The organism is Bradyrhizobium sp. A11 (genome assembly GCF_042077125.1).
Classification (GTDB): domain Bacteria; phylum Pseudomonadota; class Alphaproteobacteria; order Rhizobiales; family Xanthobacteraceae; genus Bradyrhizobium; species Bradyrhizobium japonicum_B.
The window spans coordinates 2,889,723-2,907,502 of record NZ_CP149509.1 but is presented as its reverse complement, the minus strand read 5'-3'; the positions used below and the strand labels follow the sequence as shown (position 1 = coordinate 2,907,502).

Below are 17,780 nucleotides of genomic sequence, written 5' to 3'. Positions count from 1 at the left end.
TCCGCTCACTCAGGTGGTACGCATGCGCATGCGCAGCATCAGCGGCCCGTCATAGGCGATGGCCTTGCCTTCGCCGCGCGCCAGTTGCAGCCGCGGCAGAGTGAGCAGGCCGATCAGCGCGCTGGTCAGGATCTCCACCGCGTGATCCCGCGCGGGACATTGGCGGTAGCCATATCCGAACATGAGATACCGCAAGGAATCGTGCTTGCCCCAATCGCGTTCCGGACAGAAGCGGCGGCTCTGGGGAACGGCGCTGGGATCGAACAGCGCGGCGATCGACAGCAGCGAGACCTTGCCGCCGCCCGGGCATCCGGCGTTGTACCGCGCTCCGGTCATCATTTCGGTGTCGCGCGGCACGTCGCGCGCCAGCAGCGGAAAGATCGGCCGAAAGCGCATCAGCTCGAGCACATGGTTGCGCACGATCGTGCGGAACTCGGGATCGGTCCAGACGCCGGGCTCGCCGAGCTTGCCGGCCTTCGATCGCAGCTCCTCGTAGACCTTGGTTCGTCCCAGCAGCTCCTGGACAGCGAGGGCTCCAGACTGAACGGTGACCGGATGCGAGATCCAGGCAAGGCCGACCGCGTTCCGTTCAATGTCCTCGGAGGCGCTCTTGACGCCCCAGGCGGCGCCGATCGGGCCGCTCACGCGATCGATCCGCGCCTGCAGCGCATCCCCGCAGGCTTCCGCCCGTCGCCGAAGATCGAGCGTCGCCAGGCTGCCAGCCAGGAGCTGCCCCGCGACATAGCGGATTTCCAGCATGTACTGCCGTTGCAGACCTTCGTCGACATCGCCTCGTGCGGCGTCGGTCGCCGACCCCGCCACCACCGCACCCGTGGCGGCGCCGAACAGGGGCCGCATGGCGTGGAAGACGACCCACATCAGGTAGTCTTCGATCAGGTCGAATTCGCCCCCGCGCCCGTTCAGGGCCTTGATCCGTCGCTGCGCCTCGGCATCGGAATCGGCGGGAACGTCCAGCGCCGCCAGCCGCGCATGGACCAGATCGCGATCGGCTGAATAGGTCGGGCCGGGATCCATCCCGATGAGATAGTCGCCGGACACCATGTTGGCGGCATGCGCCGTGTTGGAGAAGCTGCGCGTACGCGTCAGCACGTCCCTGACGGCACTGGCGCGGGCCGCAAGGCCAAGCCGGCCTCCGACCGACGGCCAGAGTCGCAGCAGTGCGCCGAATGCACGCAAGACGGTCGTGTGGCGGTTGAGCCAGCAGAACAGGCCATAGGAGAGACGGCGTGCTCCCGGCGGCAACGCGTCGGGTTCATAGGTCGAGAGTCTCATGCTGCATACCCGTCCTTCCGCCAATCTGCGAGGACCGCGGCGGCCTGTCTTTGATAGTAGGGCATGCCCAGACGGTCCGCCGCCTCGGCGGCTCGCTTGAAATTGGCTTCGGCGCCGGCCAGATCGCCCGCGTGCCGCAAGGTTTCCGCCAGCTCGTACAATGCTTCGGTCTGGTGACCGTATTCCTCGGCAGTCTCCTCGACGGCCTTGCGACCGACCGCGATCGCATCGTCGAGCCGACCGAGCTTGCGATAGGCGACGCCCAGGCTCACGCGCATGAACGTCCTGCCGTAGGGTCCGGCCGCCTCGTAGATGCGATCGGCGAAACCCTTCTCCAGCATCGTCGCCGCCTCGGCGGCCTTGCCGTTGCGCGCAAGCGCGCTGCCGAGAACGCCCGTGCAAACCGAAAGCATGGTCGGGACGTTGTGCGTCATGCATTGCTGCACGCCGGCCCTCATCAAGGTCTCGGCTGGATCGAGCTCCCCGCCCTCGATCCATATCTGCGACTGGACGGTGTCGATCAGCAGCCGCGAATAGGGATGGTTGATGTTCGACAGGATCTCGTAGGCCTTGGCACAGAACGTGTAGGCGGTTGCACTGTCGCCCAGTCGCCAGAGCGTGCTGGCATGGAACGCATAGAGATTGACGATGGGAATGGCGGCCCATCCGGATTGGACGACATGCGCCGATAGTTCCGGTTCGTAGTCGGAGAGCAGAACATGGCCTTCCACGGCGGCCTCTGCATATCGCCCGAGAGCGTGGAGGTGCATCAGGCGGGTCTGATGCGCCGCCATCATCATGTGGCGCCGCTGCGCCAGGCGGGCCGCCTCCAGACCCTGTGAGGCATACCGCAGGCCCTGCTCGAAGCGTCCTCGCATCCACAGGAACACCGCCGTCTCGGTCGACACCGCCGCTCGTGCGCGCTGATCGTTCAGCTGCACCGCGATGGCTTGCGCACGCTCCATGTTGCTGAAGATGTCGTCGATCTGGCCGAGAGCCAGCATCGCCCCGATCGCTTCCAGCCGAAGCGCGAGCTCCAGGGTCTGCGCGATCGAGGCGTCATCGACACGGCGGGCTGCATGAAGTCCCTTCTCGAACGATTGAAGGGCTTCCTGATTGGCCGAGCGCGAGATGGCACGGGCCATCGACTTGACGGTGAATCTCGCCGCCTGCTCCCATTCCTCCCCTTTGAAGGCATGATGCGCCAGCGCCGGCGCGACATCGGCTTCAGCGGCCCATGGCCGCGCATGCAGCGCCAGGAAGGCCTGCCGGTGCAGCGCCTTCAGCCGCGCGCGCGTGAGAGCGGCGAGCACGACGTCGCGCACCAATGCGTGGCGAAACGCGAACGCGTGCTGCGCGAGCGAACCGCGTGCCTGATCCGGCCCCTCCAGCAACCCGGACGCAACGCACAGACCCAGCAATTCTTCGGCTCGCCCCGGGTCGACGGCCTGCATCGCCGCGATCAGTTCGCGCGTGATGGGGTCGCCAAGGATCGCCGCGGCCTCGAGCGCGGATTTGGCGGCGTCGGGCAGCCTGTCGACGCGCGCACTGATCACCGCGGCGATGGAGCCCGGCACGCGCAGCTCTCCGGGCGGCCGCTGCAGACGGTATGCACCCGGCGTTCCTTCGAGCGATCCGTCGTCGATCAGCGTAATGACCAGCTGCTCCAGGAAGAAGGGATTGCCGTCGGCGCGCGCGACCAATTCGTTCATGATGCCGAGCACGGACAGATCATCCCCCAGCAGGGCGCGTGCGAGCCTGAGCATCTCGCCGTCACGGAGAGGCTCGATCATCCGCTCTGCAAACCACGGCGCCTCGCGCCACTGATGATCGAAATCGGGTCGATAGCTGACGCAGACCAGGATCGGCCATCCCTGGAGCTTTGGAAGCAGGGCCTCGAACAGCCGCCGGCTCTCGCGATCGGCCAGGAAAACGTCCTCGAGCACGAGCACGAACGGGCCCGCCTGGGCGCGTCTGCGCACGAGCCACAGCAATGCCTCGCCGATGCGACGCCGCCGCTGGACCGGGTTCAGCGCCAGCCACGCCTGATCCGGCGCCGCAAGATCCAGCAAGTCATTGATCGCCGCGAGATGTGCGACACCTTCCGGGGCCCATTCGGCGACCAGGGTGCGCCCGATGGACTGTGCATCCGTTTGCGGCAACCTGGCCAGGCTCGCGATCAGGTCCGCGGCGGTGCTGTAGGCGCGCGCGCTCGCATAACCTCTCGCCTGCGAAAGGCAGACGTCGATGCCCTGACCTGCAAGCGCGGCGATCCAGTCGGCGATCAAGCGGGACTTGCCGATGCCGGCATCGCCGCACAGGCCGATCGTTCGCATCGCGCCGGTTCGAACGATGTCGAGATCCCCGGCCAGCATCCGCAAAGACTCCTCGCGGCCGACCAGGGGCGCCCAGCGCTGCTTGCGCGTCAGCGGCGCCGCCGCCGAGCTTTCGGTGGCGACCACGACCTCATGGAGTTCGACCGGATCGTCCAGCCCTCGGACCGAGCGCAGCCCGACCGGCCGCGTGTCGATCTGCTGCGCGACGAGGCGCTGCGTCGCGGCACTGATCAGAATGCCGCCGGGCGGCGCCATCTTTTCGAGCCGCGATGCAACGTGAATCGTCTTGCCGTCCGCACCGTAGTGCGACCAGCCGTATTGTCCGACGACGCCGACCAGGACCTCGCCGGAATTGATGCCGATGCGCAGCGTCGGGCTGGCCACGCCCTGAACCGCGTGGCCGGGGATGGCTGCCCGCTGCATCTTGAGGGCGGCAAGGCAGGCCCGCAGCGCGTGATCCTCCTGCGCCACCGGCGCGCCGAACAAGGCGACGAGCCCGTCGCCGAGCAACTGGCTCACCGTGCCGCCATAGGTCCCGACCGCCTCGGCCAAATGGTTGAGGGCCCTGCCGAGATAATTGCGGGATTCCTCGGGGTCGGAGTGCTGGAGCAGGGATGTCGAGTCGCATACGTCGACGAAGAGAACGCTGACCTGCTTGTTCTCAGTCAGCATCTGTGACCGAACCGCGGTGTAATCGTGCAGCGGGACAACCCGCGCCTCGCGGTCAGGTGTGCTGGCGACCGATGGAACGGAGGGCTGCTCCAAGGCACGATCGACGGCACGATCAAGGCGCGCGCCGCATTGAGAGCAGAAGCGATGCTCGCGAGAAACACGGGCCGAACATGCGGGACACTTGGTCACGGCTGTACTCACTCATCAATGACTTCAACGCAGCAATCAACGCATACTGGCCTGATCATCGTCCCTCACCGGACGTGAACCCGCGCAGTCAAAATCAATCCGTCAAGCCAATGGCCTCGCCACCGGCTCCGCGCGCCGAGATCGCGCACAACCCATAGACGTAACCGGAGAAGATGCGATCGGCGCACTTACTCCGGCGCGGGACCGCCGATTATCCCGCCGGGAAAGAAATCAATCCTGAAAAACGCAGTGTCATAATAGGGCCCATGAGCAGTCAATGAGCAGTCTTCGGCCTATCAGCAATTGAAGGTAGTATAACCTCTTCGCACCAATTGAAAAGCCGTACTTCGCGAGTTCGCGGCAAAAGCCGCCGCACCGCGCGGAACTCGGAAAAGGGCTCAGCGCAATGCGCGCATAACGGATATGGCCGGGCTCGCGCGGGAACCAGCTCCTCGCAGGGCCTCCGCACCAAAGCAGCGGGCCGTCCCCGCACTCATCCAAAGAACGTATCGAACAACAGCTTCAGGTTCAGGACCACGATCACGCCCGCGACGATCCAGGCGATCGCCGCGACCGATCTCGGTATCGCGAACTTGCCCATCTTGCGCCGGTCGGAAACGAAGCGGACCAGCGGGATGACGGCGAAGGGCAATTGCATCGACAGCACGACCTGGCTGAACACCAGCAGATCCGCCGTGCCGCGCTCGCCATAGATCGCGGTGACGACGATCACGGGGACTATGGCAATGCCGCGCGTGAGCAGGCGACGCGCCCAGTTCGGCAGGCGCAGATCGAGAAAGCCTTCCATCACGATCTGGCCGGCGAGCGTCGCCGTCACCGTCGAGTTCAGGCCGGAGGCGAGCAGCGCCACCGCGAACAGCGTCGAGGCGATGCCGAGGCCCAGCAGCGGCGACAACAGCTCGAACGCCTGCCCGATCTCGGCGACATCCGAATGGCCGCTTTTGTGGAAGGTCGCAGCGGCGACGACGAGGATTGCGGCGTTGATGAACAGCGCCAGCATCAGGGCAATGGTCGAATCCGTCGTCGCCCATTTGATCGCCTCGCGGCGGCCTTCGTCGTTGCGCTCATAGGCGCGCGTCTGCACGATCGAGGAGTGCAGATAGAGATTGTGCGGCATCACGGTCGCGCCGATGATGCCGATCGCGATGTAGAGCATTTCGGGGTTGGTGAAGATCTCGCTCTTCGGCATGAAGCCGCGCAGCACCTCGGCGACCGGCGGCGCCGCGGCCGCGATCTGGACCGCGAAGCAGACCGCGATCACCGCCAGCAGCGCGATGACGAAGGCCTCGAGGAAACGGAAGCCGCGGTTCATCAGGAGCAGCAGCAGGAAGGCATCGAGTGCGGCGAGCAGTGCGCCGCCGACCAGGGGAATGCCAAACAGGAGCTTCAGCGCGATCGCGGTGCCGATGACCTCGGCGAGATCGCAGGCGATGATCGCCGCCTCGCAGGCGATCCAGAGCAGGAAGTTCACCGGCGGCGAATAGGTGGCGCGGCAGGCCTGGGCGAGGTCGCGGTCGGTGACGATGCCGAGCCGCGCCGCGAGCGATTGCAGCAGGATCGCCATCAGGTTCGAGAGCAGGATGACCGAGAGCAGCGTGTAGCCGAACTTCGATCCGCCGGCGAGGTCGGTCGCCCAGTTGCCGGGGTCCATGTAGCCGACCGAGACGAGATAGCCGGGCCCGACGAAAGCAAGCAGCCGGCGCCACCAGCGGCCGGCGACCGGAAGGGCGATGGTGGCGTTGACCTCGGCGAGGCTCTTGGTGACCGGCGCATCAGCGCGCCAGCCGGCGGTGTCGGGGGTCAAATCAGGCGATCGGGCATCCATTCGGCGAGAATACCGAAATCGAAGCTTATTGCAACTCATTTGCAACTGCATCTGGTGGCATGGACTCTCGGCCTGACTGTCATCTGCCCTCCTTGTCGGGAAGCGGGTGGGTTTGGCGGCCCGCGGCGCCGAATACTGGCGCCAACCCGACTGTGCAGGACATGAGCCATGTCAAATCCGCCTCGCCTCCCCGACACCTTCAGCCGCCTCGCCTGGTCCAACCTTGCGGCGCAGTCGGCCGAACAGATCGCCCTGGCGGCCGCCCCAATCGTCGCGGTGCTGACGCTTGGGGTCGCGGAAGGCCAGACCGGCCTGTTGCAGACCGCGTTGACCCTGCCCTTCGTGCTGTTCGCCATTCCCGCCGGCCTGCTCGCCGACCGCATCTCGCGCCGCTCCCTGATGGCAGGAGCCGAGGCGGTGCGGGCCGTGGCGCTCGCGGCTATCGTGCTGCTGCTCGCGCTCGGCGCGCTCAATCTGCCGCTGCTGGCGTTGCTCGGCTTCGCCGCGGTGTGCGGCACCGTGGTCTACAGTGTGGCCGCGCCGGCGCTGGTGCCCTCGCTGGTGAGCGCGGAGCTGTTGCCTGCAGCCAATGCGCGGATCGAGCTGGCGCGCACCGTTGCCTTCGCCAGCGGGCCCGCGCTCGGCGGCGCGCTGGTGGGCTGGTGGGGTGCGAGCCCGGCCTTCGGCTTCGCCGCGGCGCTGTCGGCGATCGCGGTGGTGCTGCTATCCGGCATCTTCGAACCCGCCCGCGCGCCGGCGCCGCGCCGTCATCCGTTGCAGGACATCCGCGAAGGCGCGGCATTCGTATTTCACCATCCGCTGCTGCGGCCGGTGTTCATCACCCAGTTCATTTTCAACACCGGCTGGTTCCTGCAGATCGCCGTGTTCGTGCCCTATGCCGTGCGCCATCTCGGCCTCACCGCCGTGGGCGTCGGCACGGTGCTGACGATGTACGGCGTCGGCATGGTGATCGGCGCGCTGCTCGCCACCCGCGTGATGCGGCGCATCGCCTTCGGCACCGTGGTCGGCCTCGGCCCGGTCACCGGCCTCGTTGCCGCGGTCGTGATGGCGCTGACGGTGCTGGTCCCCTCGCCCTGGCTCGCGGCCTTGAGCTTCTTCCTGCTCGGCGTCGGGCCGATCCTGTGGGTGATCTCGACCACGACGCTGCGCCAGTCGGTGACGCCGCCGCGCCTGCTCGGACGCGTCTCCGCCATCAACATCATGAGCTACGGCGCCCGCCCGCTCGGTTCAGTGCTGGGCGCGGTGGTCGGCGGGCTCTGGAGCGCGGAAGCATGCCTCTATCTGGCGGCCGCCGTGTTCGGCGTGCAGGCCCTTGTGATCTGGCTCTCGCCCGCCGTGGCGCTGGATCGACAACCGGACATGGTGGGGGACGAGGTGGCGGCGCGGTGCTAGCCCCCACCGTCATTGCGAGGAGCGCAGCGACGAAGCAATCCAGAATCCCACCGCGGAGACAGCCTGGATTGCTTCGCTGCGCTCGCAATGACGGAGCAAGCGAAGCCTAACTCGCCAGATAGCGCTCGTAGCTTCCCGTCACCGGCTCGCTTGCATCGACCTCGGGATCGAGGGTGTAGAGATCCTGTGCACGGCCGATGCCGCGTAGCGCGTAGCGGCCGGTGGAGACGAGATAGCGGCGCCCGGCGGCATCGAGACCCTGGTAGAACTCGGACGAGGCCAGCAGCTCGCGGTCGACCGAGCGGCTCATCGCGGCGATGCGGCTGACCTCGTTCACGGTCGGACCGACCACGGTGAAATCGAGCCGGTCCTCGCTACCGATATTGCCGTAGAAGACCTGGCCGACATGCAGGCCGATATAGGCCGACGTGGTCGGACGCCCCTCCGCCGCCCGGCGGGCATTGAGTGCCGCGATATTCTTGCGGAACAGGTGCTCGGCGCGCAGCGCCGCCCGCCGCGCATCCGCCATGTCCTCGCCCCAGAACATGGCAAGCACGCCGTCGCCGATCAACTTGAGCACGTCGCCGCCGGCCTCGTGGATGGCGTCGATCACGGCCTGCGCATAGTCGTTGAGGAACGGGATGATCTCGTCGGGGCCGATGCTCTCGCTGATCCCGGTCGAGCCGCGCAGATCGGAGTACCAGAGCACGGCATTGATGCGCTCGGTGACGCCGCGCGAGATGCGCCCGCGCAGCACCTGCTCGGAGGCGTCGCGGCCGAGATAGACCCTGCCGAGCGTGCGCACGATGTCGACCTGTTGCGCCGACTTGATCGCGAGACCGAGCACGGGCACGAGATCGCGCAGCGCGGCAAGTTCGGCCTCGGTGAAGCCGTCGTCGCGCCGCGTGGTCCAGGAGGAGTAGAGGCAGTCCATCTGCCCAAGCGCTCCGCTCTCGCCGAAGCGGTGCACGAAAGCCAGGAAATGCCGGTGGCCGCCTTCGGCGAGGTCGTCGATCTGCGAAAAATCCAGCGACGGCGCCTCGGCGAGATCGATCACCATCTCGTCCTCGCCGTGCTCGAGCAAATGGTAGAACACCGAGCGGCGCCAGTTCTTGGCCGCGTCGCCCTCCGCCGTCGAGCCGTACTCGACGACGTCGCTCTCGTTGCTCGGCGTATCGCTCCAGCGGAAGGCACGGCCCTCGTAGATCGGATGCAGCGTGTCGATGATCACGAGGCCGCGCGACAGGTCGAGCCCTTCGTCGCAGCAGCGCTCGCAGAAGCCGCGCAGCAGGTCCTGTTCGGGCAGGCCCGTGAGCCCCTGGCTGGCGATCCAGTTTATCAAGGAAAGGCGGGAAGCTGTTTGCATGCGCTATTATGGCGTGCATTCGTGACGGACGAAAGGCGCAAAGCCGCGCACGCAAGGCTCCCCGTCCCGCGCAGGTCGAATATGCCGAGGCTGCGGTTGACGCCCTCGCCGCACGGGAGCAAATGCCGACGATGATGATTTTGTCGGCCAGAATCGGAAGCACGCGCCGATGAGCCAGCGGCAGCTTCCGATCATCCTGGCGCTGGGCACCACGCAGACCCTGGCCTGGGCCTCGAGCTATTACCTGCCGGCGCTGATCGCCGATCCCATGGCGCGCGACCTCGGCGTCTCCTCCAACTGGATCTTCGGCGCGTTCTCGGCCTCGCTGGTGATCTCGGCGATGCTCGGCCCGCGCATCGGGCGGCAGATCGATCTCGTCGGCGGCCGCCAGGTGCTGTCGGCCTCGAACCTGACCATTGCCGCCGGTCTCGTTCTGCTCGGGCTCTCGCACTCGGTCGCGGTGATGGCGATCGCCTGGCTCGTGCTCGGCATCGGCATGGCGATGGGGCTTTACGACGCCGCCTTCGCCGCGCTGGGGCGCATCTACGGCACCGAGGCGCGCAGGCCGATCACCGGCATCACGCTGATGGCGGGCTTTGCGTCGACCGTCGGCTGGCCGCTCACCGCCTGGGGCCTTGCCCATATCGGCTGGCGCGAGACCTGCTTCGCCTGGGCTGCCGCCAACATCCTGATCGGCCTGCCGCTCAATTTCTTCATGCTGCCGGCGATCAAGGGCGCCAAGCAGGCGGCGGCCACGGCCGCGAAGCCGCATTTGCCGCTCGACCGCACCATGCTCCTGCTCGCCTTCATCTTCGCGGCGGTCTGGACCGTCACCGGCGCGATGGCCGCGCATTTCCCCCGCATCCTGGAAACCACAGGCGCAACGCCGGCCGAGGCGATCGCGGCCGGCGCCCTGATCGGCCCGGCGCAAGTCGGCGCACGCATGTTGGAGGCCGGCTTCCTCAGCCGCTTCCATCCGCTGTGGTCGACGCGGCTGGCCAGCCTGACCCATCCGATCGGCGCGGTGATCGTGGCGATCTTCGGCGGCGCCGCGGCGAGCGCGTTCGCGCTGTTCCACGGCTCGGGCAACGGCATCCTGACGATCGCGCGCGGCACCCTGCCGCTGTCGATCTTCGGCCCGAAGGATTTCGGCTACCGTCTCGGCATCATCGGCGCCCCGGCACGCATGGCGCAGGCGGTGGCGCCGCTGGCCTTCGGCCTCTTGATCGATCTCATGGGCGCCAAGGTGCTAATCGTCTCCTCCGCGCTCAGCCTCTCGGCGCTGGCGGCACTGTTCCTGATCCGCACCCAGCCGCGGCCGGATTGAGCGTCGAAGCCGATCAATGCGGGCAGGTCTCGACCTCCACCGTGACGTGGCTGAGGCCCTTCAGCCCGGCGAGCCGCCGCTTGTAGACCGCCGGCTGCTGCGGCTTGTCCGACACCACCGAGAGCAGCACGGCACAATGGCCGGGGCCGACCTGCCACAGATGCAGATCGGTGACGCGGTCATCGCCGACCTCCATGCGCGCACGGATCACCCGCTCCAGCTTCTCGTCGGCGCGCACGTCGAGCAGCACCGCACCCGACGACTTGATCAGGCCGAACGCCCAAGCCCCGATCACCACGCTGCCGATCAGGCCGACCGCGGGATCGGCCCAGACCCATCCCGAAACCATGGCGACCGCGAGCGCGGCGATCGCCAGCACCGAGGTCGCGGCATCGGTCACGACATGGACATAGGCCGCGCGCAGATTGTTGTCGTGATGGTGATGGTGATGATCATGATGGTCGGGGTCGTCATGCGCACGACCGTGGTCGTGGGCATGACCGTGATGGTGATGATCGTGGCTGCCGCGCAGCAGCCAGGCGCTGGCGAGGTTGACGCCGAGGCCGAGGGCGGCCACCGCCATCGCCTCGCCATAGACGATCGGCACCGGGTTGATCAGCCGCAGCACGCTCTCATAGGCGATCTCGACCGCGATCAGGCCCAGGATCACCGCGCTGGCGAAGGCGGCGAGATCGCCGAACTTGCCGGTGCCGAAGGTGAAATGCGCATTGCCCAGATGCCGGCGGGCGAAGCGGTAGGCAAAGGCGGCGATGCCGAGCGCGGCGGCATGCGTGCCCATGTGCCAGCCGTCGGCGAGCAGCGCCATCGAGCCGAACAGCGAGCCGGCCACGATCTCGCCGACCATCATGACCAGCGTCAGCACTACCACGAGCCAGGTGCGCCGCTCGTTGGCGTCGTGCTGCTCGCCCAGGAAGGCGTGGTCGTGGGTCCATTGGTCGATGGAATGGGAATGCATCGAATTCTCCCGAAGATTCAGGTCGGTCCGCGCGGAATATAAACGGCGGGCACCAATTTTCTAAGCTCCAATCGTCCTGCGGATTGACAGTGCTTCTTAGTTTCGCTGTAATCCGAGCCATGGGGATTTGAGCGATCTCCCCACGAGGCGACAAGCCCAAGCATCGCGTCCCGTTGGTTTCTTGCGAGGACGCAACATGTCTAGCTTCACGACCATATCATCCGATAAACTGGCGCGCCTGATCGGCACGGCCAACGCTCCCGTTCTCATCGATGTCCGCACCGAGGAGGATTTTGCCGCCGACCGGCGGCTGATTCCCGGCTCGATCAAGCTCAGCCACGAGACCGTAGCGGAATGGGGCGGCAAGTTTGCCGGCCGCTCCGCCATCGTCTCCTGCCTGCGCGGCGCCAAGCTGGCGCAGGGCACGGCCGCCTGGCTGAGACAGCTCGGCGCCGACGCCGAAACCCTGGAAGACGGTTTCGAGGGCTGGAAGGCGGCCAAGCTGCCGCTGGTCGACGCCCGCAAGTTGCCGCCGCGCGATGCCAGGGGACGCACAATCTGGGTCACGCGGGCGCGGCCGAAGGTCGACCGCATCGCCTGCCCCTGGCTGATCCGCCGCTTCGTCGATCCCAGCGCGGTGTTCCTCTATGTCGCTCCCTCCGAAGTGGTCGCCGTTGGCGAGCGCTTCAATGCGACCCCGTTCGATATCGAGAACGTGTTCTGGAGCCACCGCGGCGAGCTCTGCACCTTCGACGTCATGATCGAGGAGTTCGGCATCGCCACCCCGGCCCTGCTCCGGCTGGCGACGCTGGTGCGCGGCGCCGACACCGCGCGGCCGGATCTGGCGCCGGAGGCGCCGGGCCTGCTCGCGGCCTCGCTCGGGCTGTCGCGGATGTATGACGACGACCTCGAACAGCTCGAGGCCGGCATGACGCTGTACGATGCCTTCTACCGCTGGTGCCGCGATGCCACGGCCGAGACCCACAACTGGCCGACCAACAAGGTGAAGGCTTGATGGACACCCGCAACGTTCAAGCAGGAGCTGATGCCGGTCACGGCATCAGCTTCAACGAAGCCTTCCGCGTCTGGCTTCGCGTCGCCTGTCTGAGCTTCGGCGGGCCCGCGGGCCAGATCGCGGTGATGCACCGCATCCTGGTCGAGGAGAAGAACTGGATCTCCGAAGGCCGCTTCCTGCATGCGCTGAATTACTGCATGCTGCTGCCGGGCCCGGAGGCGCAGCAGCTCGCCACCTATGTCGGCTGGCTGATGCACCGCACCGCCGGCGGCCTGATGGCGGGCGGGCTGTTCATCCTGCCCGGCATCATCGCCATCATGGGCCTCAGCTACGTCTACGCGGCCTTCGGCAATGTCAGCTTCGTCGAGGCGCTGTTCTTCGGCCTCAAGGCCGCCGTGCTCGCCATCGTGGTCGAGGCCGTGGTGCGCGTCGGCAGGCGCGCGCTGAAGAACCGCATCATGATCGCGATAGCGGCCGCGGCCTTCGTCGCGATCTTCTTCTTCGCGGTGCCCTTCCCGATCATCATCATCGCCGCCGGCCTGATCGGCTATGCCGGCGCGCGCAGCGGCCGACCGGAATTTGCGCCGGCAGGTCACGGCCCTGGCGGCGGCAGCGCCGCGATCGACAGCATGCTCGGCGAGGCCGTGCCCGACCACGTCAAGCCCGATATCGCGCGCGCGATCCGCGTTGGCGCGCTGTGGCTGGCGCTCTGGCTGGTGCCGGTCATCGTGTTGTTGCTCGCGCTCGGGCACGGCAGCGTCTTCAGCCAGATCGCGCTGTTCTTCTCGAAGATGGCGCTCGTCACCTTCGGCGGCGCCTATGCTGTGCTGGCCTATGTCGCCCAGCAGGCGGTCGAGCATTATCACTGGCTGAAGCCGCACGAGATGCTGGACGGCCTCGGCATGGCCGAGACCACCCCGGGCCCGCTGATCATGGTGCTGCAGTTCGTCGGCTTCATGGCGGCCTATCGCGACCCGAGCGGACTGTCGCCGATGCTCGCCGCCACGCTCGGCGGGCTGCTCGCGACCTGGGTCACTTTCACGCCCTGCTTCCTCTGGATCTTCGTCGGCGCGCCCTACATCGAGCGCCTGCGCGGCAACATTGGCCTTGCCGGCGCGCTCAGCGCGATCACCGCGGCCGTGGTCGGCGTGATCCTCAACCTCTCGATCTGGTTCGCCCTGCACACGTTGTTCCGCGAGACGGTGCCGGTGCAGGCGTTTCCGCTGAACTTCGACAGGCCGGTGCTGACGAGTGTGGACATCCCCGCGCTGCTGCTGGCGATCGCGGCGGCGACGGCGATCTTCCGGTTCAAGCTGGGGATGCTGACCGTGCTGGCGGGAAGCTGCGCGGCGGGCGTGGTGCTGCGGCTGGCGGGGGTGATTTAGGAAGAGGAGATCGCCGCTACGCCATCCGGCCTTGCATATCCCGGGTGGTCGATGGCCCGGCTCGGCTTCAGGCTGCGGTCTCCAACTGACCAAGCGCGGCCTTGATATCCCTGGCAGGCGGCAGCCCGAACAAGCGCCCATATTCCCTCGTGAACTGCGAGACGCTTTCGTAACCCACGCCGAAGGCCGCGCTGCTGACGTCGGAGCCCTCCGACAACATCATCCGACGCGCCTCGATGAGCCGCAGCTGCTTCTGAAATTGCAGGGGACTGAGCGATGTCATCGCGCGGAAGTGCTGGTGAAACGAGGACGGACTCATGGCAGCCGCTTCGGCCAGACGTTCGACCCTCAGAGGCTTCGCGTATTCGGATCGAATGATCGCGACGGCGCGCGCGATGCGTTGCGCGTGGCTGTCGGCGACCCCGAGAGCCCTGATCGCCGCGCCGTGTCGCCCCGCCAGCAGCCAATAGTGGATTTCGCGAACGAACTGAGATTGCAGAACCGGCAGGGATGACGGGCGCTCGAGCAGCCGCATCAAGCGGAGCGCGGCATCGGCAACCTCGGATTCGGTCGGGTCGACGCGCACGGGAATGCCTTGCTGCTCGGGAGCAAGGTTCATCTCCACGACCAGGCTCGCGATCACCGCCGGGTCGAGCTCGACGACCAGGGACAAATATGGGGCCTTTGCGCTGGCGCGGGTAATCTGGCTGACAGTCGGCACATCCGCCGAGATCAGGAGCGACTCCCCCGCGCCGAAATCGAAGCTGTGCGCTCCCATCGTGACGCGTTTGCGACCCTGCAGGACGAGCGCAACGAGCGGCCGGTTGATTGCGTATTGGAGCTGGCCCGGCGTCAGCGCCCGTATGGCCGTAAGGCCCGGGATCGGCGTCCTGGCCGCGCCATTCTGGTCTGAATGCAGATCCGCATAGCGGCGAACCGCTTCGAGCAAGGTCGTCATTCCGCGAATTTATACCAACCGCGGGCTCCGGCAACATGGCCGGCCTGCTCCAACTTTGGGCATCGTGAATTGATCGTTCGACGCAGCGCCGGCCCGGCCTGAGCCATGCTCGCTGTCATTTGGAGGAATAGGCAAGAAGGCTCAAGGATCCGGCAACTCGAATGCCGCGGTGCGTGCCACCTTCGCCGTGTCAAACGAAGGAGACATCACATGGCTAAAATTGCAATCGTCACCGGTGCGAGCCGCGGCCTTGGCCGCAACATGGCGGTCAACATCGCGCGCAAGGGCAGCGATGTCATCATCACCTATCGGAGCCGTGCGGATCTCGCGCAAAGTGCCGTTTCCGAGATCGAGGCGCTGGGACGCCGGGCCGTGGCCTTTCAATTGGACAGCGCCGACGTCGCCAACTTTCCCTCCTTCGCGCGAAGCCTCGCCCAGACGCTGAAGGAGACATTCGGCCGCGAGAGCTTCGACTACCTCGTGCACAATGCCGGCGACGGCCTCTTCGCTCCGCTCAGCGAGACCACCGAGGCGCAGTTCGATCAGCAGATGAATCTGCATGTCAAAGGCGTATTCTTCCTCACCCAGGCCTTGCTGCCACTGATGGCGGACGGTGGCTCGATCGTCACCATCGGCAGCGGCTTGACGCGCGTCACCTATCCGGGCTTCGCCGTCTACACCATGGCGAAGGCCGCCGCTGACATGATGGCGGTCTGCATGGCCAGGGAACTTGGGCCGCGGGGCATCCGCGTCAACAGCGTTGCGCCCGGCGCGATCGAGACCGACTTTGGTGGTGGCTTGGTGCGCGACAATCCCGACGTGAACAAGCAATTCGCCGCCATGACTGCGCTGGGCCGCGTTGGCGTCCCGGATGATATCGGTCCGATGGTCGCGAGCCTGCTGAGTGAGGACAATCGCTGGGTTACGGGGCAACGGATCGAAGTATCAGGCGGCCAGACGATCTGAAGACCATTGGCTCACAGACATGCAAAGCCGCTGCAAGCGCTTGCGGCGGCCTTTGCGGGCCGGGCTGTCACGTTCGCGTGCCCGTCGGGCAAAACAGGCGGTCAGTTTGACCATGCCGTCTGTCAACCCCCGCCGCGCAAAATATTCCACTTTACCGAAATTCGGATTTGTCGTACAAGCAAAACACCCTGGCCCGAGACGAGGGGCGGATCGCGATCGTCACGAACGCGGGCTGGGCAGCGATGGACGCGACGGCGTCGGCGCGAGCGGCATTGCAGGGCGGGACACCGTGAGCAATCGCTTGCCGCGCATACGACACGGCGGAACAATAAGAGGAATCTGGCGCGGCAGTCCTACCGCATCATCATCCGCGCGATCGCTTCCCCGATCACCACCGTGGTGAAATGCGTGTTGGCGCGGCAGTCGGACGGCATGATGGAGGCGTCGGCGACGCGCAGGCCGGAAATGCCCTTCACCGTGCCGTCGGGATTGACCACGCCATCGGGATCATCGACGCCGCTCATGCGGCAGCTGCCGGCGGCGTGCTGGATGTCGCCGGTCTCACGGCGCAGCACCGCGTCGAGCTCGCGGTCCGGCAGGCTGGCGGCCTGCGGCAGCGTCAGGTCGGTGTCGGCGAGCCGGATCCAGTCGGCGATGACCGCCAGCGCCGGTTGCGACGCGATCACCGCGAGGCGCCTCACCGCATCCATCATGCGCAGCATGTCGCGGGGATCGGCCAGCATGTTCTCCTCGACGACAGGATCGATCGCGGCATCGGGCGAGGCCAATCTGAGCGTGCCGCGGGAATACGCGTTGAACAGCCCGGCGCCGATCGCGCCTGCTACCCCGATGCCGCGATGATTGAAGGCGATCAGGATCATATCGCGCTTGCCGCCGGCGGCGAGGCCCGAGGAATAGGTCACGCAGCAATTGGTATGGCGGGTGTCCGGATCGGTCGGCCGCAACTCCTCGCGGAGCTGGATCGTGGCGCGAAACAGCGGGTGATCGAAGAAGTGGCGGCCAACGGGCAGGTCACGCGCGACCGCAATGCCCATCGCCTTCAACTCCTCGGCCGGCCCGATGCCCGAGCGCAGCAGGATCGCCGGGCTGTGGATGGCGCCGGCGCACAGCACGATCTGGCGCGCGCCGATCTCGTGGGTGCCCTGCCCCTCGCTATGAACGCGGACGCCGGTGGCGCGGCCGTCGCTGATCAGCACGCGATCGACCAGCGCGTGGCCGCGAATCTCCAGATTGGCGCGGCCGCGCGCCGGCTCGAGATACCCCTCATTGGTGCTGATGCGGCGGCTGTCGCGGCTGTTGATGGGGTAGCAGGCAACGCCCTCGCCGTCCGGGCCGTTGAGGTCGGCGCACCAGGGATAGCCGCTCGCCAGCGCCGCATCGCGCAAGCCGCGATCGATCGGTCCCCATTTCTCCAGCGGCGCGCGATAGACCGGCAGCGGCCCGCCGCTTCCGTGGCCCTCGGCATCTCCGAACTCCAGGTCGTCCTCGATCACGGAGAACAGCGGCATCACCTCCCTGGCCGACCAGCCGGTGCAGCCATTGGCGGCCCATTCGTCGAAGGCGTCGGCCACGCCGCGGATGGCGATCTGGCCGTTCATCATCGACGAGCCGCCGAGCCCTTTGCCGCGCCAGTAGAAGCGCGGCGCCTGCCCGGCGACCCGGCGCGACAGCAGATCAGGCCATTGCCATTTCTCCTGGTACTCGCGCTTGTGGATGATCGGGATCGGATTCGGCGTCCTCACCTCCCACGGTGCCTCGTCCGCGCACCAGTCGCGGCCCGCCTCCAGCAACAGCACGCGCCGCGCGGGATCCTCCGACAGCCGCGCCGCAACCGCCGCACCGGCGGAGCCGCCGCCGACAACAATGACATCGTACATCGCGCTACTTCTCGACATTCCAGAATACCGGCGTCGTGGACCGTACCAGACGTCGCAGAGCGGCGGAATGCGAATTGGCAAGTGGCCCTCGCAATGACGGTGAGGAGACAGATTGTGTACCACACCTTGGCTGGCGCCCC

12 protein-coding genes are annotated in these 17,780 nt (G+C 66.8%); 5 read left to right on the top strand and 7 right to left on the bottom strand.

Annotated features, from left to right (window positions below):
- Window positions 1–9: 9 nt before the first annotated feature.
- The 3 genes from WI560_RS13365 to WI560_RS13355 form a co-directional block, all read right to left on the bottom strand.
- Window positions 10–1,293 carry a cytochrome P450 gene (locus WI560_RS13365; protein ID WP_375308375.1) on the bottom strand — a complete coding sequence of 428 codons (1,284 nt, stop codon included), beginning with the start codon at window positions 1,291–1,293 and terminating at the stop codon, window positions 10–12.
- Window positions 1,290–4,301 carry an adenylate/guanylate cyclase domain-containing protein gene (locus tag WI560_RS13360; protein ID WP_375308374.1) on the bottom strand — a complete coding sequence of 1,004 codons (3,012 nt, stop codon included), beginning with the start codon at window positions 4,299–4,301 and terminating at the stop codon, window positions 1,290–1,292. The genes WI560_RS13365 and WI560_RS13360 overlap by 4 nt, the downstream gene beginning before the upstream one ends.
- Window positions 4,302–4,983: 682 nt before the next feature.
- On the bottom strand, window positions 4,984–6,336 hold the full coding sequence (locus WI560_RS13355) for an Nramp family divalent metal transporter (protein ID WP_375308373.1): 1,353 nt from the start codon (window positions 6,334–6,336) through the stop codon (window positions 4,984–4,986).
- Window positions 6,337–6,504: 168 nt separating this feature from the next.
- Here WI560_RS13355 and WI560_RS13350 point away from each other — a divergent pair, with 168 nt between their 5' ends.
- The gene (locus WI560_RS13350) at window positions 6,505–7,749 is read left to right on the top strand and encodes an MFS transporter (protein ID WP_375308372.1); all 1,245 of its coding nucleotides are present in this window, start codon (window positions 6,505–6,507) and stop codon (window positions 7,747–7,749) included.
- Between the two features lie 106 nt (window positions 7,750–7,855).
- Here WI560_RS13350 and WI560_RS13345 read toward each other — a convergent pair whose 3' ends face one another.
- On the bottom strand, window positions 7,856–9,115 hold the full coding sequence (locus WI560_RS13345; RefSeq protein WP_375308371.1) for an adenylate/guanylate cyclase domain-containing protein: 1,260 nt from the start codon (window positions 9,113–9,115) through the stop codon (window positions 7,856–7,858).
- 169 nt (window positions 9,116–9,284) lie between these two features.
- On the opposite strand from WI560_RS13345, the gene WI560_RS13340 reads away from it, so the two are divergent.
- Window positions 9,285–10,442, top strand: a complete 1,158-nt coding sequence (locus WI560_RS13340; RefSeq protein WP_375308370.1) for an MFS transporter — start codon at window positions 9,285–9,287, stop codon at window positions 10,440–10,442.
- A gap of 13 nt (window positions 10,443–10,455) precedes the next feature.
- Here WI560_RS13340 and dmeF read toward each other — a convergent pair whose 3' ends face one another.
- The gene (gene dmeF / locus WI560_RS13335; RefSeq protein WP_375308369.1) at window positions 10,456–11,418 is read right to left on the bottom strand and encodes a CDF family Co(II)/Ni(II) efflux transporter DmeF; all 963 of its coding nucleotides are present in this window, start codon (window positions 11,416–11,418) and stop codon (window positions 10,456–10,458) included.
- A 196-nt stretch (window positions 11,419–11,614) separates the two neighbouring features.
- Between dmeF and WI560_RS13330 the strand changes: the two genes are divergently transcribed.
- Both WI560_RS13330 and chrA read left to right on the top strand, forming a co-directional pair.
- Entirely contained in the window at window positions 11,615–12,433 is an 819-nt protein-coding gene (locus WI560_RS13330; protein ID WP_375308368.1) for a chromate resistance protein ChrB domain-containing protein, read from the top strand.
- Window positions 12,433–13,818 (top strand): chromate efflux transporter, encoded by a 1,386-nt coding sequence (gene chrA / locus WI560_RS13325; protein ID WP_375308367.1) that lies wholly within the window; start codon window positions 12,433–12,435, stop codon window positions 13,816–13,818. The genes WI560_RS13330 and chrA overlap by 1 nt, the downstream gene beginning before the upstream one ends.
- A 67-nt stretch (window positions 13,819–13,885) precedes the next feature.
- Here chrA and WI560_RS13320 read toward each other — a convergent pair whose 3' ends face one another.
- Window positions 13,886–14,776, bottom strand: coding sequence for an AraC family transcriptional regulator N-terminal domain-containing protein (locus WI560_RS13320; protein WP_375308366.1), 891 nt, complete (start codon window positions 14,774–14,776; stop codon window positions 13,886–13,888).
- 210 nt (window positions 14,777–14,986) lie between these two features.
- Between WI560_RS13320 and WI560_RS13315 the strand changes: the two genes are divergently transcribed.
- The gene (locus tag WI560_RS13315) at window positions 14,987–15,742 is read left to right on the top strand and encodes an SDR family NAD(P)-dependent oxidoreductase (protein ID WP_375308365.1); all 756 of its coding nucleotides are present in this window, start codon (window positions 14,987–14,989) and stop codon (window positions 15,740–15,742) included.
- A 353-nt stretch (window positions 15,743–16,095) separates the two neighbouring features.
- Here WI560_RS13315 and WI560_RS13310 read toward each other — a convergent pair whose 3' ends face one another.
- Window positions 16,096–17,640, bottom strand: a complete 1,545-nt coding sequence (locus WI560_RS13310; RefSeq protein WP_375308364.1) for a GMC family oxidoreductase — start codon at window positions 17,638–17,640, stop codon at window positions 16,096–16,098.
- Between the last annotated feature and the right edge of the window lie 140 nt (window positions 17,641–17,780).